The organism is Jiangella muralis (assembly GCF_001270745.1).
Lineage (GTDB): Bacteria > Actinomycetota > Actinomycetes > Jiangellales > Jiangellaceae > Jiangella > Jiangella muralis.
On the sequence record NZ_KQ434755.1, the window covers coordinates 253,726 to 276,494 of the forward strand.

General features: G+C 72.6%; 23 protein-coding genes. All 23 read left to right on the forward strand.

Annotated elements, in window-relative coordinates:
* Positions 1-10 precede the first annotated feature (10 nt).
* The 23 genes from ACW62_RS11455 to ACW62_RS11565 all read left to right on the forward strand — a co-directional run bounded on the left by ACW62_RS11455 (position 11) and on the right by ACW62_RS11565 (position 22,494).
* On the forward strand, positions 11-1,042 hold the full coding sequence (locus ACW62_RS11455) for a thiamine pyrophosphate-dependent dehydrogenase E1 component subunit alpha (protein ID WP_053204233.1): 1,032 nt from the start codon (positions 11-13) through the stop codon (positions 1,040-1,042).
* Between the two features lie 22 nt (positions 1,043-1,064).
* The gene (locus tag ACW62_RS11460) at positions 1,065-2,093 is read left to right on the forward strand and encodes an alpha-ketoacid dehydrogenase subunit beta (protein WP_053204234.1); all 1,029 of its coding nucleotides are present in this window, start codon (positions 1,065-1,067) and stop codon (positions 2,091-2,093) included.
* Positions 2,090-2,971: a mycofactocin-coupled SDR family oxidoreductase gene (locus tag ACW62_RS11465; RefSeq protein ID WP_053204235.1), complete on the forward strand. Its 882-nt coding sequence runs from the start codon at positions 2,090-2,092 to the stop codon at positions 2,969-2,971. The genes ACW62_RS11460 and ACW62_RS11465 overlap by 4 nt, the downstream gene beginning before the upstream one ends.
* Before the next feature lie 25 nt (positions 2,972-2,996).
* Positions 2,997-4,676, forward strand: a complete 1,680-nt coding sequence (locus ACW62_RS11470) for an ABC transporter substrate-binding protein (protein ID WP_053204236.1) — start codon at positions 2,997-2,999, stop codon at positions 4,674-4,676.
* 10 nt (positions 4,677-4,686) lie between these two features.
* Positions 4,687-5,715: an ABC transporter permease gene (locus tag ACW62_RS11475; RefSeq protein ID WP_053204237.1), complete on the forward strand. Its 1,029-nt coding sequence runs from the start codon at positions 4,687-4,689 to the stop codon at positions 5,713-5,715.
* Entirely contained in the window at positions 5,712-6,557 is an 846-nt protein-coding gene (locus ACW62_RS11480) for an ABC transporter permease (RefSeq protein ID WP_053204238.1), read from the forward strand. Before ACW62_RS11475 ends, ACW62_RS11480 begins: the two co-directional genes overlap by 4 nt.
* On the forward strand, positions 6,550-7,338 hold the full coding sequence (locus ACW62_RS11485) for an ATP-binding cassette domain-containing protein (protein ID WP_083459644.1): 789 nt from the start codon (positions 6,550-6,552) through the stop codon (positions 7,336-7,338). The genes ACW62_RS11480 and ACW62_RS11485 overlap by 8 nt, the downstream gene beginning before the upstream one ends.
* Before the next feature lie 9 nt (positions 7,339-7,347).
* Positions 7,348-8,364 carry an oligopeptide/dipeptide ABC transporter ATP-binding protein gene (locus ACW62_RS11490; protein WP_053204240.1) on the forward strand — a complete coding sequence of 339 codons (1,017 nt, stop codon included), beginning with the start codon at positions 7,348-7,350 and terminating at the stop codon, positions 8,362-8,364.
* Positions 8,364-9,257 carry a mycofactocin-coupled SDR family oxidoreductase gene (locus tag ACW62_RS11495; RefSeq protein WP_083459645.1) on the forward strand — a complete coding sequence of 298 codons (894 nt, stop codon included), beginning with the start codon at positions 8,364-8,366 and terminating at the stop codon, positions 9,255-9,257. The genes ACW62_RS11490 and ACW62_RS11495 overlap by 1 nt, the downstream gene beginning before the upstream one ends.
* Positions 9,254-9,655: a nuclear transport factor 2 family protein gene (locus tag ACW62_RS11500; RefSeq protein ID WP_053204241.1), complete on the forward strand. Its 402-nt coding sequence runs from the start codon at positions 9,254-9,256 to the stop codon at positions 9,653-9,655. Before ACW62_RS11495 ends, ACW62_RS11500 begins: the two co-directional genes overlap by 4 nt.
* Positions 9,636-11,030, forward strand: coding sequence for a dihydroorotase (locus ACW62_RS11505; RefSeq protein WP_053204242.1), 1,395 nt, complete (start codon positions 9,636-9,638; stop codon positions 11,028-11,030). Before ACW62_RS11500 ends, ACW62_RS11505 begins: the two co-directional genes overlap by 20 nt.
* 16 nt (positions 11,031-11,046) lie before the next feature.
* Entirely contained in the window at positions 11,047-11,952 is a 906-nt protein-coding gene (locus ACW62_RS11510) for a hypothetical protein (RefSeq protein ID WP_053204243.1), read from the forward strand.
* Positions 11,953-12,731: 779 nt separating this feature from the next.
* Entirely contained in the window at positions 12,732-13,556 is an 825-nt protein-coding gene (locus ACW62_RS11515; protein ID WP_053204244.1) for a MerR family transcriptional regulator, read from the forward strand.
* 1 nt (position 13,557) lies between these two features.
* Positions 13,558-14,478, forward strand: a complete 921-nt coding sequence (locus tag ACW62_RS11520; protein ID WP_205629291.1) for a polysaccharide deacetylase family protein — start codon at positions 13,558-13,560, stop codon at positions 14,476-14,478.
* On the forward strand, positions 14,475-14,855 hold the full coding sequence (locus ACW62_RS11525) for a cupin domain-containing protein (protein ID WP_053204246.1): 381 nt from the start codon (positions 14,475-14,477) through the stop codon (positions 14,853-14,855). The genes ACW62_RS11520 and ACW62_RS11525 overlap by 4 nt, the downstream gene beginning before the upstream one ends.
* Positions 14,852-15,664, forward strand: coding sequence for an ABC transporter ATP-binding protein (locus ACW62_RS11530; RefSeq protein WP_205629292.1), 813 nt, complete (start codon positions 14,852-14,854; stop codon positions 15,662-15,664). The genes ACW62_RS11525 and ACW62_RS11530 overlap by 4 nt, the downstream gene beginning before the upstream one ends.
* Positions 15,661-16,497, forward strand: coding sequence for an ABC transporter permease (locus ACW62_RS34710; protein ID WP_053204247.1), 837 nt, complete (start codon positions 15,661-15,663; stop codon positions 16,495-16,497). The genes ACW62_RS11530 and ACW62_RS34710 overlap by 4 nt, the downstream gene beginning before the upstream one ends.
* A gap of 25 nt (positions 16,498-16,522) precedes the next feature.
* Entirely contained in the window at positions 16,523-17,893 is a 1,371-nt protein-coding gene (locus ACW62_RS11540; RefSeq protein WP_053204248.1) for an ABC transporter substrate-binding protein, read from the forward strand.
* A 14-nt stretch (positions 17,894-17,907) separates the two neighbouring features.
* Positions 17,908-18,699 carry an ABC transporter permease gene (locus tag ACW62_RS11545; protein WP_053204249.1) on the forward strand — a complete coding sequence of 264 codons (792 nt, stop codon included), beginning with the start codon at positions 17,908-17,910 and terminating at the stop codon, positions 18,697-18,699.
* Positions 18,700-18,737: 38 nt separating this feature from the next.
* Positions 18,738-19,766 (forward strand): thiamine pyrophosphate-dependent dehydrogenase E1 component subunit alpha, encoded by a 1,029-nt coding sequence (locus ACW62_RS11550; RefSeq protein ID WP_053204250.1) that lies wholly within the window; start codon positions 18,738-18,740, stop codon positions 19,764-19,766.
* The gene (locus ACW62_RS11555; RefSeq protein WP_053204251.1) at positions 19,763-20,785 is read left to right on the forward strand and encodes an alpha-ketoacid dehydrogenase subunit beta; all 1,023 of its coding nucleotides are present in this window, start codon (positions 19,763-19,765) and stop codon (positions 20,783-20,785) included. Before ACW62_RS11550 ends, ACW62_RS11555 begins: the two co-directional genes overlap by 4 nt.
* Before the next feature lie 24 nt (positions 20,786-20,809).
* Positions 20,810-21,691 (forward strand): mycofactocin-coupled SDR family oxidoreductase, encoded by an 882-nt coding sequence (locus ACW62_RS11560; protein ID WP_053204252.1) that lies wholly within the window; start codon positions 20,810-20,812, stop codon positions 21,689-21,691.
* Complete coding sequence (locus ACW62_RS11565; RefSeq protein ID WP_053204253.1) at positions 21,682-22,494, forward strand: SDR family oxidoreductase; 813 nt, start codon at positions 21,682-21,684, stop codon at positions 22,492-22,494. Before ACW62_RS11560 ends, ACW62_RS11565 begins: the two co-directional genes overlap by 10 nt.
* Positions 22,495-22,769: the final 275 nt, after the last annotated feature.

Here is a 22,769-nt window from a genome sequence, read left to right on the forward strand (position 1 = left end):
GGCAGACGCGATGACCCAGCAAGCCACGCCCGACCGGACGCTTCCGTTGCCGGGCGACACCCTGGTCGGCCTCTACCGCACGATGGCCCTGATCAGAGCGTTCGAAGAGCGCGTGCACGAGCTGTTCACCGAGGGCGAGCTGCCCGGTTTCCTGCACCTGTGCTCCGGCCAGGAGGCGGTCGCCGCCGGTGTGATCGCGCAGCTGGAGCGCGCGGACATGATCACCTCGACGCACCGCAACCACGGGCACGCGCTGGCCAAGGGCGTCGACCCGCGGGCCATGATGATCGAGCTGTACGGGCGCGCCGGCGGCTCCAACTCGGGCAAGGGCGGCTCGATGCACCTCGCCGACCCGGCCGTCGGCCACCTGGCCAGCGGCGGCATCGTCGGGGCCAGCGCGCCGCTCGCGCTCGGCCCGGCGCAGGCGGCCAAGCTGGCCGGCACCGGCGCGGTCGCGGTCGCGTTCTTCGGCGACGGCGGGGCGCAGCAGGGCACGGTGCTGGAGGCGATGAACCTCGCCGCCGTGTGGAAGCTGCCGGTCGTGTTCGTCTGCGAGAACAACCTGTTCGGCCAGGCGACCACCGTCGACTACGCCTCCGCGGCCGCGCCGTACGCGCGGGCCGAGGGGTTCGGCCTGCCGGCCGAGCGGGTCGACGGGCAGGACGTGGTGGCCGTGTACGAGGCGGCCGGCCGCGCCGTCGAGCGGGCCCGCGCCGGCGACGGCCCGTCCTACCTGGAGTGCCTGACCTACAGCTACCACGGCGCCTGGGAGGGCGAACCGAAGCGGTCCTACCGCCGGCCCGAGGTGGAGTCCGACTTCCGCCGCCGCGACCCGCTCCGCCTGCTCGACGACGTCCTGACCGCGGCGCTGCCGGACTGGCTGGACATCAAGGACCGAGTGGACGACGAGGCCGCCGAGCAGGTGGACGGCGCCGTCGAGGCCGGCCGCGCCGCGCCCTACCCCGACCCGTCGACGGTGCTCACCGGCGTGTACGCCGACCCGAACGTCGTCATCGACCGCGACGGCCTGGCCGTCCGCTGATCATCAGCAGAGAGGACCGAGCATGAAGACCCTGTCGTTCGCCGACGCGATCAACGAGGCGCTGCGGCTGGAGATGACCCGTGACCCGCGGGTCTTGGTGACCGGCGAGGACGTGTCCGGTGGCGCCACCATCCCGGGGTTCGAGCGGGCCGACGCGTGGGGCGGCGTCTTCGGCGTCACCCGCGGGCTGGTCGCCGAGTTCGGCCGGGACCGCGTCATCGACACGCCGATCTCCGAGTCCGCGTTCATCGGCGCGGCCATCGGGGCAGCCGCCGCCGGCTACCGCACCGTGACCGAGCTGCAGTTCCTCGACTTCATGGGCGTCTGCCTGGACCAGATCATCAACCAGGCGGCGAAGCTGCGCTACGCCCGCGGCGACCGCGCGCCGGGCGTCCCGATCGTCATCCGCGCGATGATCGGCGCCGGGTCGCGCGCCGGCAGCACGCAGTCGCAGAGCCACTACTCGTCGGTCGCGCACTTCCCGGGGCTCAAGGTCGTCGTGCCGGCCACGCCGGCCGATGCCAAGGGCCTGATGATCGCGGCCATCCGCGACGAGGACCCGGTGCTGTTCCTGGAGAACAAGGCGCTCTACGAGACCAAGGGACCGGTGCCGGACGGCGACGAGCCGGTGCCGATCGGCCGGGCCCGGGTCGCCCGCGAGGGCGGCGACGTCACGATCGTGACGATCGCGCGGATGCTCTCGGTGGCCGAGAAGGCCGCCAAGGAGCTGTCCGAGCGGGGCATCGAGGCGGAGATCATCGACGTGCGCACGGTGGCGCCGCTGGACCTCACGACGATCCTGGAGTCCGTCGAGCGCACCGGCCGGCTCGTCGTCGTCGACGAGGACACCCCGCGCTGCTCGGTGGCCTCCGACATCGTCGCGCTGGTCAGCAGCCGGGCGTTCGACCGGCTGACCGCCGCGCCGCGGATGGTCACCCCGCCGCACACGCCGGTGCCGTTCGCGCCGGTGCTGGAGGACGCGTACATCCCGAGTCCGGAACAGGTGGTCGAAGCGGTGCTGGCGACGGCCGGTCAGGAGGTGGCGGCATGAGCGCCGAACAGGGCTTCGAGACCGGCCGCCACGCCGGCAAGGTGGCTCTGATCAGCGGCGGAGCCCGCGGTCAGGGCCGCGAGATCGCCGTCCGGCTGGCCCGCGAGGGCGCCGACATCGCCATGTTCGACCTGTGCGAGCAGCCGGCGACGTCGCAGTACCCGGGCGCGACCACGGAGGACCTGGCCGAGACCGTCCGGCTGGTCGAGGAGACCGGCCAGAAGGTGCTGTCGGCCGTCGTGGACGCCCGCGACCACGCCGCCGTCGACGCGTTCGTCGACGACACCATCGCGTGGGCCGGGAAGATCGACCTCGTCTGCGCCAACGCCGGCCTGGTGACCTGGGTGCCGTTCCTCGACCTCAGCCCGCAGCAGTGGGCCGACGTCATGGACATCAACGTCACCGGCGTGTTCAACACCGTCCAGCCGGTCCTGCGGCACATGGTCGCCCGGCAGCAGGGCAGCGTCGTGCTCACCTCGTCGGTCAACGGCGTGGAGCCCGGCGAGAGCATCGCCCACTACACCGCGTCCAAGCACGCGGTGCTCGGGCTGACGAAGAACCTCGCCCTCGAGTTCGGCCCGGCCAACATCCGGGTGAACGCGGTCATGCCCAGCGCGGTCAACACCGTCATGGGCAACAACAGCACGAACCTGAAGTGGATCTTCGGCCGCGACGACGCGACGGAGGACGACTACCTGGCCGCGACGCGGCAGTGGCACATCCTCCGCAACCGGCCCGCGCTGCACCCGTCCGCGGTCGCCGACGTCGTGTCCTGGCTGTGCGGCCACGACGCCCGCTTCATCACCGGGACGGCGGTCCCCGTCGACGCCGGCCACCTCGTCCTCCCCGGCTTCAACCACAAGCCTCTGTTCGACTGAGGCCCAACTGTTTGGAGGTGGTCCCGTGATCGACAACGGGATGGTCTCGCGACGCAGTCTGCTCAAACTCGGCGGCATCGCCGTGACGTTGCCGCTACTCGGCACCGTGGCGTGCAGCCGCACACCGGCGCCGTCCGGCGAGCCGTCGGCCGGCGGTGACGGCGCCCAGCTCACCATCGCCGTCAGCGCCCTGATGGCCTCGCTGGACCGGGAGTACGAGATCGGCGCGGCGTCGATGGAGGCGATGAACAACCTCTTCGAGCCGCTGGTCGAGTTCTCCCGCCGGCCGTTCGGCGACAGCGGCTCCCCCCGGCAGCACTTCGACTCCAGCACCTGGGAACTGCGGCTGCTGGCCGAGGAGCCCGCCGTGTCCGACGACGGGCTCACCTGGACGCTGGTCTTCCGCGACGACGTCAGCAGCCACTCCGGCAACCCGCTGACGGCGGAGGACTTCGCGTACGCGATCGAGCGGCACCAGCAGGTCTGGGTGCTCGGCTCGTTCTACAACTTCGTCGCCGGGCTACTGCCGCGCGAGCGGATCAGCTGGAACGTCGTCGACGCGCAGACCCTCGAGGTCACCACCGAGCAGCCGAGTCCGTTGTTCAAGATCCTGCTGCAGAACAACTTCGCGTTCGGCCTGTTCGACGCCGTCGCCTCGCGGGCGGCGGGCACCGACGCCGACCCGTGGGCCACGGAGTGGATGAAGGCCAACGGCTCCGAGGCCGGCCACGGCCCGTACACGATCAGCAGCCACCAGCCGGGCCAGCAGACGGTGTTCACCGCGTTCGACGGCTACCACGGCGGCGCCCCGGCGGTGCAGACCGTCGTGCACCGTCAGGTCGACTCGTCCAGCACCCGGGTGGCGCTGCTGAAGTCCGGTGAGGTCGACATCGTCCGCGACCTGCTGCCGACGGAGCTGAAGTCGCTGGAGGGCGCCGACGGCGTCGTCGTCGACAACTTCGACCAGTCGCTGTTCCTGCTGCTGTTCATGATGATGAACAACTCGGTCGCGCCGTTCGACGACCCGCTCGTGCGGCAGGCCGTCGCCTACGCGACGCCCTACCAGCAGATCGTCGACGACGTGTACCAGGGCTACGCCTCGCCGTGGAAGGGCGTGATCAGCCGCGACTACCCGTACTTCGACCCGGACGCCTGGATCTACGGCGACGGAGCGAACCCGGACAAGGCGCGCGAGCTGCTGGCGCAGGCCGGCTACGCCGACGGGTTCAGCTGCGAGCTGTTGTGCAACTCCAGCGAGCCGGTGTCGGAGCAGGTCGCGATCCTGGTCCAGTCGTCGCTGAGCGAGATCGGGATCGACTTCCGGCTGAACAAGCTGTCCGCCGCGGCCTTCACCGAGCGGCTCACCGGCAAGCAGTACGAGGGCGCCGCGATCTGGCAGGACCTCGCCCTCACCCCGGACATCGGCTACAACTGCTTCCTCTACTACCGGTCGACGGCGTTCGCCAACGTCGCCGGGTACGCGTCGGACTCCACCGACCAGCTCATCGACGTGCTGCTCACGACGATGGACGGGCCGGAGCGGGAGGCCGTTGCCAAGGAGTTCCAGCGCCAGATCGTGGCGGACTCGCCGGCGGTCTTCCTGGCCCAGCCGCACTACGTCGTGGCCCGCCGCGACCACGTCAAGGGCGTCACGGCCTACCCGTCGCGCACGATCCGGTTCGACGAGATCGAGCTGGCGCGATGAACGCGGCGCCATGAGCAGGCTGATCGGCCGGCGCCTGGCGCTGCTCGTCCCGCAGCTGTTGCTGATCTGCTTCGTCAGCTTCCTGCTGATCCAGCTGACCCCGGGCAGCCAGGCCCGGGCTCAGCTGGGCAGCAGCGCGTCGGACGAGGCGGTGGCGGCGCTGGAGGACGAGCTGGGGTTGAACGACCCGTGGCCGGCGCAGTTCGTCCGCTATCTCGGCGGGCTGCTGCGCGGCGACCTCGGCACCTCGTGGACGACCGGCCAGCCGGTGCTCGACGACATCGCCCGCCGGGCCCCGGCCACGCTGGAGCTGATCACCGTGTCGTTCGCGGTGATCATCGTGCTGGCGCTGCTGCTGGGGCTGGCCGGCGGGTTCGCCCGGAACCTGCTGGGCCGGATCGGCGACAAGATCAGCTACGTCTACTCGCTGATGGCGGGCGCGGTGCCGGACTTCTGGTTCGCCATGATCATGGTGTTCGTCTTCTACTACACGTTCCCGATCGCGGTCGCGCCGGTCGGCCAGTACGACGAGGCGTTCGGCACGCCGGCGGTGATCACCGGGTCGGTGCTGATCGACACCATCGTCACCGGCGACGTCCCGGTGCTGGTGAGCCACCTCGACCACCTGATCCTGCCGGTCCTCGCACTCGTCTTCATCAACACCGCGCCGATCCTGCGGATGGTCCGCAGCAGCGTCGGCGAGGCGCTGACGTCGGGCTACATCACCCTCGCCCGGGCGAACGGGCTGCCGCAGCGGCGCATCGTGGGGTACGCGCTGCGCAGCGCGCTGCCGCCGATCGTCACGCTGGCCGGCGTCTGGTACACGATGCTGATCGCCGGCGCGGTGCTCACCGAGACCATCTTCAGCTGGGGTGGCGTCGGCCAGTACGCCGTCCAGGCGGTGCAGAGCGCCGACTGGGCCGCGCTGCAGGGCGTCGTCCTGCTGGCCGCCCTGCTCTCGCTGCTCGTCTACCTGGCGATCGACCTGGTGCACGCCTGGATCGACCCGCGGGTCCGCGCCTCCGGAGGGACCCGATGACCACCGTCGCGCCCACGTCCACGCCGACGCGGCGGCGCAACCCGCAGCTGCTGATCGGGCTGACCGCCGTCGCGGTGATCCTGCTGGTGGCGCTGCTCGCGCCGCTGCTGGCCACGCACGATCCGGTGCGGGTGTCCGGTGCCGTGCTGCAGCCGCCGTCGGGCGAGCACTGGCTCGGCACCGACCGGTCCGGCCTCGACATCTTCTCCCGGGTCGTCTACGCGCCCCGCGTCGACCTGCTGCTGGCCGGCGTCGGCACGCTGCTGGCCGCGCTGCTGGGCGTCCCGCTGGGCGCGCTGGCCGGGTACGCGCCGGGCATCGTCGGCGAGGCGATCAGCCGGACGCTCGACGTCGTGCAGGCGTTCCCGTTCTTCATCCTCGCGATGTGCCTGCTCGGGATCGTGGGCGGCTCGCTGCCGAACATCATCGCGGTGCTGGCGATCGTCAACGCCCCGATCTACGCCCGGCTCATGCACAGCCAGACCCGCACGCTGCGCGGCCGGATGTTCATCGACGCCGCCCGCGTCTCCGGCTGCCGGCCGCGGCAGGTGATCCTCGGCCACATCGTCCCGAACTCGCTGAGCCCGATCCTCGCGCAGATGTCGGTGACGCTCGGCATGTCGATCATCCTGGTCGCCGGCGTCAGCTTCGTCGGCGCCGGGGTCGAGCCGCCGACCGCCGAGTGGGGCGTGATGATCGGCGACGGCTCCGGCGGCATGTTCACCGGGCAGTGGTGGCCGGTGGTCTTCCCCGGCATCGCGCTGGCGCTGACGGTCGTCGCGTTCGCGCTCGTCTCCAACGGCATCACCGTCGCCAACCAGCAGAGGAGCCGTCGTGCCTGACACCCCTGTGCTCGACGTCGCCGGCCTGGAGGTCGGCAACGACGCGGACCGCCCGTTCACCCTCGGGCCGCTGGACCTCGCGCTGGCGGCGCGGGAGATCGTCGGCGTCGTCGGCGACTCCGGCGCCGGCAAGTCGCTGTTCGTCTCGACCCTCACCCAGACGCTGCGCCCATCGGCCACCGTCGTGAGCGGTCAGGTGCGGTTCGAGGACGTCGACCTGCTGACGCTGGACCACCGCCGGCAGCAGCGCATCCGCGGCGCCCGGATCGGGTTCATCGGCTCGAACCCGCACGGGCTGCTGCACCCGATGCTGCCGGTCGGCCGGCAGGTGGCGAACGTGCTGCGGGCGCACGAGCCGGTCTCCAAGGCCGAGGCACGGGCCCGGGTGCTGGACATGTTCAGCGCGGTCGGCATCCCCGACCCGGCCCGCCGGCTGGACGCGTACCCGCACGAGCTCAGCGGCGGGATGGCGCAGCGCGTCGTCATCGCGGTCGGGCTGATCTGCGACCCGGACCTGATCGTCGCCGACGAGCCGACCGCCGGCCTGGACGTCACCATCCAGGCGCAGGTGCTGGAGCTGATCGAGGCGCTGGTGCGGTCGCGGGACAACCGGGCGCTGCTGCTGGCCACCCGCGACCTCGGCATCGTCGCGCGGTTCTGCGACCGCGTCGTCGTGCTGGACGACGGCCAGGTGGCCGAGCAGGGGCCGGTGCGCGACCTGTTCCGTACGCCGGAGGCCGCGATCAGCCGCGAGCTGCTCACCGCGGCGCGGGGATTCTAGGAGGCGGCGATGACCAACGACGAGACGGTGCTGGAGTGCGCCGAGCTGGTCCGGCACTTCCCGGTCAAGGGCAGCGACAAGGTCGTGCAGGCCGTCAACGACGTGTCGCTGACGTTCGGCGCGGGCGAGACGGTGGCGCTGGTCGGCGAGAGCGGCTCGGGCAAGACGACGGTCGGCCGGATGATCCTCGGCCTGCTGGCGCCGACGTCCGGGCGGATCGTCTACCAGGGCACGGCGCTGGACGAGATGGACCGGCGGCAGCGGCGCGATTTCCGGGCCGGCGTCCAGGCGGTGTTCCAGGACCCGTACGACTCGCTCGACCCGCGCCGCCCGGTGCTGGCCAGCGTCCGCGAGCCACTGCGGCGGCTGGAGCTGGAGGAGTCGGCGCGCGACGGCACGCGGCGCGCGATGGCGGCGCTCGAGGCCGTGGGGTTGGCCGGCATCACGCCGAAGACCCGGCCGCATGACCTCAGCGGCAGCGCCTGCCAGCGGGTCGGCATCGCCCGCGCGCTGGTCACCCGGCCGCGGTTCATCGTGCTGGACGAGCCGACGTCGGCGCTCAGCCCGATCGCCCGGGCCGAGGTGATGCGGTCGCTGCACGACGTGCAGCAGTCCACTGGCGTGTCCTACCTGTTCATCACGCACGACCTCGCCGTCGTGGAGTCGCTGGCGCACCGGGTCGCGGTGATGTACCTCGGCCGCGTCGTCGAGGCGGCCGCCGCCGGCGACGTCTTCGGCCGCCGACTGCACCCCTACACCGAGGCGCTGCTCGGCTCGGTCCTCTTCCCCGACCCGGACCGGCTGGACGGGTTCGGGGTGCTGCGCGGCGAGATCCCCAGCCCGATCGACCTGCCGCCGGGCTGCGCGTTCGCCTCGCGGTGTGCCATCGCCGGCGACGACTGCCGCACGGCTGTCCCGCCGCTCATCGACGACGCCGTCGCCGGGCACCACGTGGCCTGCATCCGTCAGCTCTCCCGCAGCCGCGACCGGCAACTGGCGTCCACTCTCAGGAAGGAGACCCCCTGATGACCGATCTCTCCGGCAAGGTCGCCCTGATCAGCGGCGCCGCCCGGGGCCAGGGGCGCTCGCACGCGCTGGCGCTGAGCCGCGCCGGCGCCAGGATCGTCGGCTTCGACCTCTGCGAGCAGATCCCCGCGACGAAGATCCCGATGTCCACGCCGGCCGACCTGGAGGAGACGAAGACGCTCGTCGAGGCCGCCGGCGGCGAGATGCTGGCCATCCGGGCCGACGTCCGGGAGTCCGCGCAGACCAGCGCCGTCGTCGACCAGGCGATGGACCGGTTCGGCCGCATCGACATCGTCGTCGCCAACGCCGGCATCGACTCGATCGACGCGACCATCGACCTGCCCGACGAGGCCTGGGACGCCGTCATCGACGTCAACCTCACCGGCGTGTTCCGCACCATCCGCCCGGCGCTGCGGCCGATGATCGAGGCCGGCCGCGGCGGCTCGATCATCGTCACGTCGTCCTGCGCAGGCCTCACGCCCTACCCCAACCACGTGCACTACGGGGCGGCGAAGTACGGCGTCATCGGCATCACCCAGTGCCTGGCGCTGGAGCTGGCCGCGCACCGCATCCGCGTCAACGCGCTGGCGCCGTCGGCCGTCGGGACCGACCTGGCGCTCAACCCGGTGCTGTTCAAGCTGTTCACCGGGAAGGCGGACGCCACCGCCGAGGACGCCGCGCCGATCTTCCAGAGCCTCAACCTGATCGAGCGGCCGTGGCTGGAGCCGGAGGAGGTCAGCAACGCCGTGGTCTGGCTGTCCGGCGACGAGACCCGGGCGATCACCGGCATCGTGCTGCCGCTGGACCTCGGCTTCATGATCAAGGGCCCGTTCAACGCCCGCGACGCGGCCATGCGCCTGGACGGCAACAGCTCCGAGGGACTGGTCTCGTGACCGACCCGGCGGGGTGGCGCGAGCGCTTCCTCACCGTCTACGAGGCGGCCCGCTGCACCGGCGACGTCGATTCCCTCTCGGAGCTGCTCGCTCCCGGCCTGCGGCTGGAGGACCCGCAGCTGCCTGGCGGCGCCGGCACCCGGGCGGACCTGCTGCGGCTCACCGCCGACCTGGCGGCGCGATGCACCCGGCTGGCCGTCCGGCGGCACGGCCCGGTGTGCGTCAGCGCCGGCGGTGACGTGTTCACCCAGCGCTGGTTCGTCGAGGCCGAACCCGCCGATGCCGGAACCGTGCACGTCGAGACGTTCGAGTCGTTCACCGTGACCGGCGGGCTGGTCAGCGCCGTGGCGATCGTCGTCCGGGATCTGAGGAGCAGCGATGTCCGTGCCGCAGTTTGACCTCGTCCTCACCGGGGGGACCGTGGCCAACGCCGACGGCGACTTCCGCGCGGACGTCGCCGTCGCCGGCGGGCGGATCGCCGCCGTGTGGCCGGCCGGCACCGCGCCGGCGTACTCGGCCGGCGAGGTGCGCGACTGCACCGGCCAGTGGATCCTGCCCGGCGGCGTGGACCCGCACGTGCACGTCGGCATCACCTTCGGCGACGTCGTCACGTCCGAGGGGCATGCGGCCTGCACCCGCGCGGCGCTGGCCGGCGGCACCACGACGATCGTCGACTTCGCCATCCCGCGGCCCGGCCAGGACCCGCTCGCGGCGGTGCTGGAGCGGCAGGAGGGGGCCCGCCGCGGCGCCGTCACCGACTACGCGCTGCACGGCTGCTTCACCGACGAGCACGTCGGGAACCTGGACCAGATCGACGAGCTGGTGCGGCTCGGCGTCCGGACCATCAAGGTCTACACGACCTACCGCGACGAGCTGATGGCCGGCGACAAGCTCATCGCCGCGGTGATGAGCGCGCTGCGCCCGCACCAGGGCCTGACCTACGTCCACGCCGAGGACAACACGACCATCGAGCGGCTGCTGGCCGAGCTGGGCGACGCCGGGCCGATCCCGTACGAGAAGATCGTCGAGGCGCGGCCGGAGTCGGCCGAGGAGAAGGCCGTCGCCCACGTGCTCGCGCTGGCGCAGGAGCAGCGCGCGCCGGTCTACTTCGTGCACCAGTCCACCCCGGCCGCCACCGAGCTGACCCGCGCCGCGCGGGCCGCCGGCGTCCCGGCGTTCTCCGAGGTCTGCCCGCACTACCTGCTGCTGGACGAGTCCGTCTACGCCGGCCGGTCGGGGGAGTGCTTCACCTGCTGCCCGCCGCTGCGGGCCCGGCCGACGGTCGACGCGCTGCTGGCCCGGGCGCTCGCTGGGCAGGTGGACACCATCGCCAGCGACCACTGCGCGTTCCGGCGCGACCACAAGTCGGCCAACGCGCACGAGCTGCGGCAGATGCCGTTCGGGATGCCGGGCGTGCAGACCCGGCTGCCGGTGGTGCTGTCCGAGCTGGTCGTGCACCGGGGGCTGCCGGTCTCCGCCGCCGTCGAGCTGCTGTCCGCCGGCCCGGCCCGGCTCAGCGGCCTGTACCCGCGCAAGGGCGTCGTGCGGGCCGGGTCCGACGCCGACCTCGTGCTGTGGTCCCGCGACGGCGAGACGGAGATCTCCGCCGCCGGCCTGGAGCAGGACAGCGACTACACGCCCTTCGAGGGACTGCGGGTGCACGGCCGCATCACCACGGTCGTGCGGGCCGGCGTCGTCGTCATCGGCGACGGCGCCGTCGCCGACCCACCGGCCGGGCAGCTGCTGCCGTCCGGCCCGATCATCGTCGACTGAGAGAGGAGCGCCGTCCATGACGCGCGTCGTCGTCCTGGGTGACACCGCCGCAACCCGCTACTTCCTGCGGCAGGGGTTGAGCATCCAGCAACTGGAGTTCGTGGGGCTGGCCACCGGGCCGGACCGGGAGCGGCTGGCCTACGGTTTCGAGTACGGCTCGGCCGCGAGCCGGTTCAAGGGCACCGTCGAGGTCGGCGCCGACGCGGTCGTGCTGGCCGGACGGTACGGCCGCGGCGGGCTGCGGCACGACACCATCCCGTTCCTGGACATGGCTGCCTCGGCCGGGGAGCCGGTCAAGCCGGACGTCGTGGTGCTCGCGGCGGACTGGGACCGGCCGCTGCCCGGCTGGCTCACCGAGTCCGCGCCCCGGGTCGTCCGGTTCGGCCGGCCCACGTCCGTCGCGCCGGAGGCGGTCGTCGTGCCGCCGGCGGTGGGGTGGGTGGCGGGGGAGATCGCCGCGGCGATCCGGCCGCTCTCGGCCGTCACCGCTGCGGCCGTTCTTGTTGACGGTGGCGGCGTCGACGGGGACCCGGACCGGGCCGCGGCGCTGGCCGCCCGCGGCGGCGCTGCCGGTGCGGTCGTCGATCCGTGGTCCGCCGGCGACGACATCGTGGCCGCGACGGTGGCCGACGGCGCGCCGCGCGCGGTGGCGACCGCCGTGCTCCACCTCGCCGTCGAGGAGCCGGTCGAGGCGGCGGCGGTGGTCCGCCGCATCACCTCCGCGGCCCGTCGCACCCGCCTCGACGTCCGCCCCGGCCCGGCCGGCGGCGCCGACGCGCTCGGCTCGGCGGGCGCGCTGGTCGACGCCTCCGCGGTGACGGCGGCCGGCCGGTCGGTGGTGGTCCCGTTCCACTGCGACGTGCGCACCCTGGAAGCCGCCCTCGCCTGCGACGTCACCACCGGGCTCGCGACCTGGGCCTGACGCGCTCTCGGGGTTGGTGCAAGTTGCGCCGGGTCCGCACGTGGGCCGTCCCCCTGCTGCCAAGAACGGGCAGCGATCAGGGGGCGGGGGAAGTGCGGGCAGAGCCCGCCCGGCGGCGTGGGGCTGTGATGGTGGTGGTCGTCTTCGATATCGGGGGCCGTGGTCTGGGTGTGTCGAGGACGGTTTCTGCCATCGAGGACGACTTTCGCTGTTGAGGACGACGGGGCGGGTCCTGGTCTGGTGTGACGTCCTGGTCTGTGGTTGCGCTTTATGGCGGTTTCAGGGCTGGTGGCGTGACTGGGGACCAGGACGTGACGGCAGACCAGGAGGCCGACGCCGCAGTGTCCCGCGAACGGTGCATATCGGGCGCGGGCTGTGTCCGGTTCTTCCCCGTCCCCCTGATAGGTGCCCGTTCTTGGCCGGGAGTGCGCGGGTCAAGCGGTCACCGTCGCGCGAAGCGCCTATGGGTCCGCTTGAGGCGCGTGGTTCCGGCTAAGAAAATGGGCAGCAGGGGGACGGCCAACGTGCGGACCACGGCGCACTGCCGGAAGGCGGCGAACGGACGGCCGCCGGCGCACGGAAGCAGTTCGGCGCACCGATTGCAGCTCCAGCCAGCCAGCCTCATGACCCGACCACCGCAGGCCTCACCCGCGGAAGCGATGGGCGCGGCCGGCGGCGGCAGTGAGCTACAGTAACGCTTCAATAAAACTGCAACTGATCGCTTTACAACTCCTGATTCGTAGCTACAGTAACGATGTAGTTCTAGTGGAGGAGGCCGCGTGTACACGGTGACCGAGGCGGCGCAGCTCGTCGGAGTCAGCAGCGGCACGCTCCGGCTGTGGGAGGCGCAGGGGCTGGTCCAGCCGCAGCGTGGGCCGGGCGGGCGGCGTCGCTACAGCGAGGCCGACCTCGAGCGGCTGCGCAAGATCCAGTGGTGGCGCCGGGTGCGCGGGCTGAACGCGCCGGCCATCCGGCGGGAGCTGGAGCGGGAGGAGTACGCGCGTCTCGGCGACGCCCAGCCGGCGGCGCCGGCGCGCCCGGAGCGGGCCGACCTGCAGCTGCGCACGGCGCGCCGCCGGGCCGGGCTGACGCTCAAGCAGCTCAGCGAGCGCTCCGGGCTGAGCGTGTCGTTCCTCAGCGCGGTCGAGCGTGGGGTGAGCGCCCCGTCGCCGACGGCGGCCGCGCGGCTGACGGCGGCGCTGCACGGCGACGTGCGGGTCGACGCGCAGCAGGAGTCGCCGGTGCACCGCCTCGGCTCGGGCAAGCGGGTCGACATCGCGCCCGGCATCACCTACGAGTGGCTCTCCGGCCACCAGGGCCTGCTGGAGCCGCAGCTGGCCGTCGTCCAGCCCGGCGCGCACAGCGACAACACGTACCAGCACGACGGCGAGGAGTTCCTCGTCGTCCTGTCCGGCAGCTTCGAGCTCGTTCTCGGCGAGGCCGTGCGGGCGCTCACGCCGCGCGACTCCGTCCACTTCGACAGCCAGGTGCCGCACTCGTGGGCCAACCGCGGCGACGTCGAGGCGGAGGTGCTGTGGATCACCACCGAGCGGGGCGTCTGGCAGGCCGGCTCCAGCAGCCATGGACCGCGGAAGGACGGATGACGTGAGGACTCGTGACCTGGTCGGGTACGGCCGCCGGCTGCCGGCGGGGCGATGGCCCAACGGCGCGCGGCTGGCCGTCTCGCTGGTGCTCAACTACGAGGAGGGCTCCGAGCGCAGCTTCGCCATGGGCGACGCCGATCAGGAGACCGGCACCGAGTGGGGCCAGTACCCGTACCCCGCCGGCATCGCGAACCTGGCGATGGAGTCGATGTACGAGTACGGCTCGCGGGTCGGCGTCTGGCGCATCTTCGACATCGCCGACTCCTTCGACGTCCCGCTGACGATCTTCGCCTGCGCCCAGGCGTTCGAGCTCAACCCCGACGTCGCCGCGTACGTCCGCGACAGCGCGCACGAGGTGTGCAGCCACGGGTACCGCTGGGAAGAGGTCTTCCGGCTGACGGAGCAGGAGGAGGCCGAGCACATCCGGCTCGCCGTCGCCAGCCTGGAGAAGACCGTCGGACGCCGCCCCGCCGGCTGGTACTGCCGCTACGGCCCGAGCACCCGCACCCGCGAACTGCTGGTCGCCGAGGGCGGCTTCCGCTACGACAGCGACTCCTACGCCGACGACGCGCCGTACTTCGTGCTGGCCGGCGGTGAGCGCCGGCTGGTCGTGCCGTACTCGCCCGACGTCAACGACTTCCGGTTCTGGCAGGCCAACGGGCCGGCCACCGCGGCGCTGCTGACCGAGTACCTCACCGACAGCTTCGACGAGTTGTACCGGGAGTCCGAGCGGACGCCGCGGATGCTCTCGTTCGGCCTGCACCCGCGCATCATCGGCCGGCCCGGCCGCATCCGGGCGCTGCGCGACTTCATCGAGTACGCGCTCGGCCACGACGGCGTCTGGTTCGCGACCCGCGAGGAGATCGCCGACGCCTGGCTGCGGCGCGACGCGGTTGACGTCGACGAGCAGGCGGTCCGGTGACCGCCCTGCCGGCGCCCGACCCGTCCGCCGGGCCCGTCCAGCAGGCCGTGCTCGCGGCCGAGCCGGCGCCGTCCGGCCACCCCGGGTACGGGCTGCACGCCGGGGTCACACACCTGCTCCCCGGCGGCTCGACCCCGCTGATCAGGCACGACGTCGCCGAGTTCGTGCTGGTGCACGACGGCGTCCTCGACGCCGAGCTGGACGGCGCCGTCCGCCGGGTCCGCCGCGGCGACCACTTCACCGTCCCGGCCGGGTGCTGGCACGGCTTCACCAACCCCGGCGCGGAGCCGGCCTCGATGATCTTCGCCTTCGGCGGCGAGCCGGGACCGGTCACCGTGCGACGCGACCGTCCGGCCCGTGAAGGGAGCCTGCCATGACCGGTGCGACCAACGGCCCCGCCACGACCCCAGCGGTGACGGCCGTCGAGGACGGGCAGCCGCTGATCGAGGCCGGCGGCGTCGACATGGCCTTCCGGACCGGCCGCGGCCGCCGGGCCGAGGAGCACCGGGTGCTCGAGGACGTCAGCTTCGGCATCGGCGCCGGCGAGTTCGTGTCCGTCATCGGCCCGTCCGGCGGCGGCAAGACCACCCTGCTCAGCCTGATCGCCGGCCTCGCCACGCCCACCGGCGGCCGGATCGTCGTCGGCGGCCGGCCGGTCACCGGGCCGGGCGCGGACCGCGGCGTCGTGTTCCAGCAGGACGCGATCCTGCCGTGGCGCACCGTGCGGCGCAACGTCGAGTACGGCCTCGAGCGGGCCGGCCTGCCGCGCACCGAGCGGGCCGAGCGGGCGGCCGAGTTCATCGAGCTGGTCGGGCTGACGAAGTTCGCCGACTACCTGCCCAAGCAGCTGTCCGGCGGGATGAAGAAGCGGGTGGCGATCGCCGCCGTGCTGGCCAACGACCCGGCCGTGCTGCTGATGGACGAGCCGTTCGGCGCGCTCGACTACTCGACCCGCGTGCACCTGCAGGACGAGTTGCTGCGGATCTGGGAGCAGCGCCGCGTCACCACGGTGTTCGTCACGCACGACATCGAGGAGGCGCTCTACCTCTCCGACCGGATCCTGGTGCTGGCCGGCGGCCGGCTGGCCGAGGACTTCGCCGTCCCGTTCGGCCGCCCGCGCCACCCGGAGCTGCGCATGGGCGCCCAGATCCAGCAGGCCAGGAGCCATCTCTGGGGCTACCTGTGAGACTGCACCGGCTCGCCGTCAGCGCCCTGGGCTGCCTCGCGCTGGTCGCCGCGTGGGAGGTCGGCGCCTACGTCGTCGGCGGGCGCAGCGCGAACCCGGAGATCGTCTGGCCGCACCTGTCCGACGTGCTCGGCGAGGCGCTGCCCGCGCTGGCCACCGTCGACACCACCGGCGGCCAGCAGCTGACCGGCGTCGCGGACCCCAGCCTGAGCGGCGCGGCCCGGGTGCTCGGCGAACAGGCCCTGGTCACCACGCTGCGGGTGCTCGGCGGGACCGCGCTGGGCCTGATCGCCGGCGTCGCGCTCGGGTTCCTGCTCGCCACGGTGGGCTGGTTCCGGCGCACGTTCTCGCCGGTGCTGCAGACGCTGCGGCAGGTCCCGCTGTTCGCACTGACCCTGCTCTTCGTCATCTGGTTCGGCGGCACGACCACCGGGATCGTGGTCTTCGTCGCGTTCGGGACCGGGCTGATGATGATGGTCGCGACGCAGGAGGCCATCGCGTCCGTCCCCGCCGTCCACGTCACCTACGCACGCACCCTCGGCGCCACCCGTGCCGGCGTGCTGCGCACCGTCGTGGCACCGGCCATCGTCCCGCAGCTGGCGGCGACCACCCTCGTCGTCGTCGGGCTGGCCTGGGCCATGGTCATGGCCGCCGAGTTCCTCGGCACCCAGCAGGGTCTCGGGCGGCTCATCCTCTTCTTCCAGATGTTCCAGCTGACCGACCGGATGGTCGTGGTCGCGGGCGTCCTGACGGTGCTCGCGGTCGCCTCCCAGCTGGTCCTGACGCAGGTTCTCGCCCGGCTGACCCGCTGGGTCCCGCGCGAGAACGGCTGACCCTCCGACAGACAGGAGTTCACCGATGATCTCCAGGCGCACCGCGGCACTGGTCGCGCTCGCCGGGTTGTCGTTCGGCGCGCTGGGCGCGTGCGGCGACGACTCGTCCGGCGACGGCACCACCCCCGCTCTGGACGAGAGCCTGACCAACGTCGGCGTCGGCGCGTGGGACGGGGTCCTCGGCGTCGACATCACCGACGCCGACCCCGCCGTCCCCGACGTCGAGGTCCGGCTCGCGCAGGCCCCGTTCTGGGACCACAGCACCGAGCAGATCGGCATCGAGCTGGGCTACTTCACCGACGCCGGCATCACCGTGACGCCGCAGCCGTCCGGGACCATCCTCGGGATGGACCAGATCGCGCCCCAGCTGCTGGCCGGGCAGATCGACGTGGGCACGATGGTCCCGCAGATCTGGACGTCCTCGCTGGACCAGGGCGTCACCGCGCGGGTGTTCACGTCGCGCGACATCTTCATGGGGCACGCCTTCCTGGCCGCGCCGGGCACCGGTGCACGCTCCGTCGGCGACTTCATGGATGACGGCATGGGCTGGGACGACGCCGTCGTCGCCGCCCTGGAGCAGCTCGTGGGCCAGACGGTGTACGTCACCGACGAGGCCAGCCCGCGCTCGTTCCGCGAGGTGGCGCTGGAGGCGGCCGGGCTGACCCCGGACGACTTCGAGTCCAACGTCCTCGACGACACCACCATGCAGCAGCTGGCCATCAGCGGCCGGGCCGACTTCGTCGCGCCGGCGTCCGGGCCGAACATCGTCTCGCTGATCGCCGAGGGCTGGATCCCGCTGGTCAGCACCAGCGACATCGTCGAGCACGGCAACGCCGACCAGCTGCTGACCGTCGTCGTCAACACCGGACTGGCGGCCGAGGTGTCCTGGCTGCGGGCGAACCCGGAGACGGCGCTGCGGCTGGCGTCGGTCGGCTACCGGATCATCGACCTCAAGAAGACCGACCCGGAGGCGGCGGCGGGCATCCAGATCCCGTTCATCAACAGCATCGCCGGGACGTCGTTCACGATGGCGGACGCGGAGACGCTGGACCAGCGGATCGACCCGTTCTACTCGTTCGAGGAGCAGACCGAGTTCTTCCAGGACGAGGCGTCGCCGTTCTACTGGTCCAAGCCGATCGACGCGACGGTCGAGAGCCTGCGCGACGCGGGCCTGCTCACCGGCGAGCACGAGGCGTCCGACGTCTCGTGGGCCGACAGCACCTGGCTGACGCTGGACTCGCTGCGCGCGCAGAGCGCCGAGCTGATCGACGAGCTGACGGCATCCGGCCTCACCGGCCAGGCGGCCGAGCAGCTCGCCGAGGCGGAGGAGTACCTCGCCGCCCGCAACTATCTGGACGCGTTCCGCTTCGCCAACGCCGCGAAGCTCAACGCCTGACCGGGGAGCGCACGGTGTCCATCGTGGTGTCCGTGACGCGGCGGGCCGGCGGCCTGGCCGGTGCGCTGCTGCTGCTCGCGCTGTGGGCGTGGCTGAGCACGAGGACGGTGCCGACGCGGCTGCCCGGGCCGGACGCCGTCCTGCGGGTGATGGCCGAGAGCCTGACGTCCTCGCCGGTCATCGCGGCGCAGGGCGGCGGCTCGGGCGGGTTCCTCCCGCACATCTGGGCGACGCTCTGGCACACCGTGGTCGCGGTGGCCGCCGGCGCGCTGCTGGGCTGCGGGCTGGGCTGGGCGCTGGCCACCGCGCAGGGCGTGCGGTGGCTGCTGCAGCCGCCGCTGGAGATCCTGCGGCTGGTGCCCAGCCTGGTCGCGGTGCCGTTCTTCGTGCTGTGGTTCGGCATCGGGCCGGTGCCGCAGTTCGCCCTGATCGTCGGCTACACGGTGCTGGTCATGCAGGTCGCGGCGTACACGGCGGTCCGCGACTTCCCGCCGCACGTCCGCGACTACGCCCGGACCATGGGCGCGGGCCGGTGGGCCGTCGCGCGCACCGTGCTGCTGCCCGGCGCGCTGCCCGGCCTGCTGGGCTCGCTGCGGGTGACGCTGCAGCTGGCCTGGGGCCTGGCCGTCGTCGCGGAGCTGCTGGGCGCGCAGGTCGGCGTGGGCCGGGTGATGTCGTCGGCGGCGCGGCTGTTCCGCACCGACTACGTGATGGCGGGACTGGTCTGGATCTCGGTGATCGCGATGGTCACCGACGCGGTGTTCCGCTGGGCGATCCGCCGCACGACCGCCTGGAGCAGGGACTGACGTTCGGCGGGGAAGCCCGCCGAGGAGAAGAGGTAGAGGTGACGATCGACGACGACCGGCGCCGTGGCGTCCTGGCGACCATGATCGCCGCGCGCGCGTTCGAGGACGGGCTCGGCGCCGAGTTCGCGAAACAGCGCGCCCACGCCAAGGGCGCCTTCGGCGGGCGCAACGGCGCCTTCGAGGACCACAGCCTGGAGTTCCGCATCCCCATCCAGGGCAACATCGAGCTGTCCACCGGGCAGGAGGCGGGGCCGGCCGCGCTGTGCAGCTGGCTCACCGCCGACGACTACGCGGCCGGGACGCACCGGTCGCATTCGCTGGCCGTCGCCAAGGGCGTGCGGTGGCGGCCGATGCTGGCCGAGATCTACGGCCGCGCGACCGGGCTGTGCGGCGGCCGCGGCGGCGACTTCATGCTCAACGATCCGGCGGTGAACTTCGAGAACAGCGCCATCATGGCGCAGCTGACCGCCGTCGCCCTGGGGCACGCGTTCGCGCACCGGCGCGGCGGCACCGGCGGGGTGGCCGCGGCGGTCATCGGCGACGGCGCCAGCAACCAGGGCGTCGTGCACGAGTCGATGAACCTCGCCGCGCTCTGGCGACTGCCGGTGCTGTTCGTCATCGAGGACAACGGCTACGCGATCAGCACGCCGCGGCGCCGGTCCAGCCCGGTCGGCGACCTCAGCGTCCGGGCCGCGGCCTACGACATGCCCGGCGCCTCGGTCGACGACCGCGACGTCGACGCGGTGATCGAGACGTTCGGCACGGCGGTGGCCCGGGCCCGCGGCGGCGACGGGCCGAGCCTGGTCGTCGTCCGCACGCACCGGCTGCGCGGAGCCTTCGAGGGCGACAACCAGTCGTACCGCCCGTCCGGCGAGCTGGACGGCGAGGCCGCGGCGGACAGCCTGCCGGCCTACGCCGCGCGGCTGCTGGCCGAGGACGTCGTCACCCAGCAGTGGCTGGACGAGACCCGGGCCGCGGCGGACCGCTCCTTCGACGACGCGCTCCGGTTCGCCGAGTCGTCGCCGTTCCCCGATCCCGAGCACGCGCTGGAAGGACTGTTCGCATGACCACTACCGTGCCGGCCGGGCGCCAGCTCACCTTCACCGAGGCGATGGTCGAGGCGCTGGAGTTCGCCTTCGCCGAGGACGACGGTGTCTTCCTGATGGGCGAGGACGTCGGCGTCATGGGCGGGGTGGCGGGCCAGACCCGCGGCCTGCACGCCCGCTACGGCGACGATCGCATCCTCGACACCCCGATCTCCGAGGCGGCCTTCTTCGGCCTGGCCGCCGGCGCCGCCCAGCGTGGGCTGCGGCCGGTGGTCGAGCTGATGCGGGTCGACTTCGCCGGCGTCGTGATGGACCAGATCTACAACTACATCGCCAAGATCGGCTACTGCACCGGCGGCCGGCGCCGGGTCCCGATGACGATCATGACCCAGGTGGGCAACCCGCTGCGGCAGGGCGCGGTGCACGCGCAGACGCTGTACGGCACCTTCGCGCACATCCCCGGCCTGCGCCTGGTCGCGCCCGCGACCAGCCACGACGCCAAGGGGCTGCTGCGGGCGGCGATCCGCTGCGACGACCCGGTGGTGTTCTTCTTCCACTCCAGCCTGCTGGCCATCCCGTACGGCGTGGGGGTGGAGGAGTGGACCGCGCTGCCGGTGGCCGAGGACGACTACGAGATCCCGCTCGGCGTCGCCCGCACCATCCGCCCGGGCGACGACGTCACCGTCGTGTCGATGTCGCACACCGTGCACGACTGCCTCCGGGCCGCCCGCCGGCTGGCCGCCGACGGCATCTCCTGCGACGTCGTCGACCTGCGCACCATCGTCCCGCTCGACGTCGACCACATCGTCGCGTCGGTGGCGCGCACCGGCCGGCTGCTCGTCGTCGACGAGGACTACGCGTTCGCCGGGCTGAGCGCCCAGATCGTCGCGTCCGTCCTGGAGGCGGGCGTGTCGCTGGCCGTGCCGCCGGCGCGGGTCGCCCGGGCGCACGTGCCGATCCCGTACTCGCTGCCGCTGGACGACGCGGTGCGGCCGGGCGTCGCCCGCATCGAGGCCGCCGCCCGCGCGCTGGTGGCCTGACCCCGTCAACCCGAGGAGAGAACGATGAGCCTGTCCGGCAAGACCTTCCTGATCACCGGGGGAGCCCGCGGCCAGGGCCGCGCGATCGCCCTGAAGGCGGCGTCGCTCGGCGCGCGGGTCGCCGTCGTCGACGTCTGCCACGACGTCGACACCGTCCCGTACGCGCTGGGCACGAAGGACGACCTGGCCGAGACGAAGCGGCTGGTGGAGGAGCTCGGCTCGTCCTGCCTGACGCTGGCCGGCGACGTCCGCTCGCAGGACGACATGGACCACGCCGTCGCCGCCACCGTCGAGGAGTACGGCGCCGTCGACGTGTTCTGCGCCAGCGCCGGCGTGCACAGCTTCGTGCCGTTCTGGGAGATGACCGCGGAGCAGTGGCACACCGTGCTGGACATCAACCTCACCGGTGTCTGGCACGGCGCCCGGGCGGTCGCGCCGCGGATGATCGAGCAGTCCAGCGGCGCGATCATCATCACGTCGTCGGTGATGGGCCACGAGACCGGCAAGGACCTCGCCCACTACGCGGCGTCCAAGCACGGCGTGCTCGGGCTGATGAAGAGCATCGCCTACGAGCTGGGCCGCTACGGCATCCGCTGCAACGCCGTCCTGCCCAGTGTCGTGCACACCGCGATGGGGGAGAACCCGGAGACCCGCAAGTGGATCTTCGGCCGCGACGACGCCACCACGCAGGACTACATCGAGGCGACGAAGCACTGGCACCTGCTGCCGGGCCGGTCCGGGCTGCCGCCGAGCGCCATCGCCGACGCCATCGTCTGGCTGGCCTCGGACGAGGCCCGCTACATCACCGGTGTCGAGCTGCCGGTGGACGCCGGGCACCTGCAGCTGCAGGGCTTCAACCACGAGGTCGTCGAGCGCGACGGGGAGCCGGTCGGACCATGGTACTGAGCACTGACGGCTGGGTCGTGGTGGTCAGCGGGGCGGCCCGCGGCCAGGGCCTGAGCCACGCGAAGGCATACGCCGCCGACGGCGCGCACGTCGTGCTGCTGGACGTGCCCTCGGGGCTGGCGACCGTCCCGTACCCGGTGTCGGACCAGGACGACCTGGCCGCCGCGCACGAGGAGGTCGACGCGGCCGGGACGGGCACCGTCCTCAGCTACGCCGCCGACGTCCGCGACGCCGACCGGGTCGCCGAGGTGCTGGCCGACGTCGCCGATCGCCTCGGCGGCGTCGACGTCGCCGTCGCCAACGCGGGGATCTTCAGCTTCGCCCCGTCCACCTGGGAGTTGCCGCCCGAGACGTGGAAGGAGTGCAGCGACACGATCCTCTACGGCTCGTGGACGCTGGCCCGCGCGGCGATCCCGCACATGCTCGGCCGCGCGGGCGCCAACCTCGTCTTCGTCGGGTCGGTGTCGGCGCACAAGGGCATCGCCGCCACCGGCCACTACGTCGCCGCCAAACACGGCGTCGTCGGGCTGATGAAGACGCTCGCGGTGGAGCTGGCCCCGGAGGGCATCCGGTCGAACATGATCTCGCCGACGGCCGCGCGGACGGTCATGGCCACCAGCCCGGCGATGGCCGAGTGCGTCCGCTACCAGGAGGATCGCGGCTCGAATATGTCGAACCTGCTGGCGGTCGACCTGATCGAACCGCGCGACGTCACCGACGCCGTGCTGTGGATCAGCTCCGACCACGCGCGCTACGTCACGGGCGAGGTGATCAAGGTCGACGCCGGCTTCACCGTCCGCTGACCCGGCCCGCCGGGCTCGCCCCGTGTCCGCACGAACGTTGGTCCGGCCTCACCGCCGACTGGCGGCGGGGTTCGCCGCGTTGGCCGTTGTGCGGCAGGGGGACGGCCAACGTGCGGACCCGGCGCACGGCCGGCCGCGGCTGGCGTCACCCGGTCACCGGCCATCACCTTGGCTAGGCTGATCGCCGCCCGGACGTCCGGTTCATCCCGATATCCAGCATGGCCAGCAGTGCCAAGGCACCCGCGTCGAGCTGCCCGCCCAGGCTGCGTAGAAAC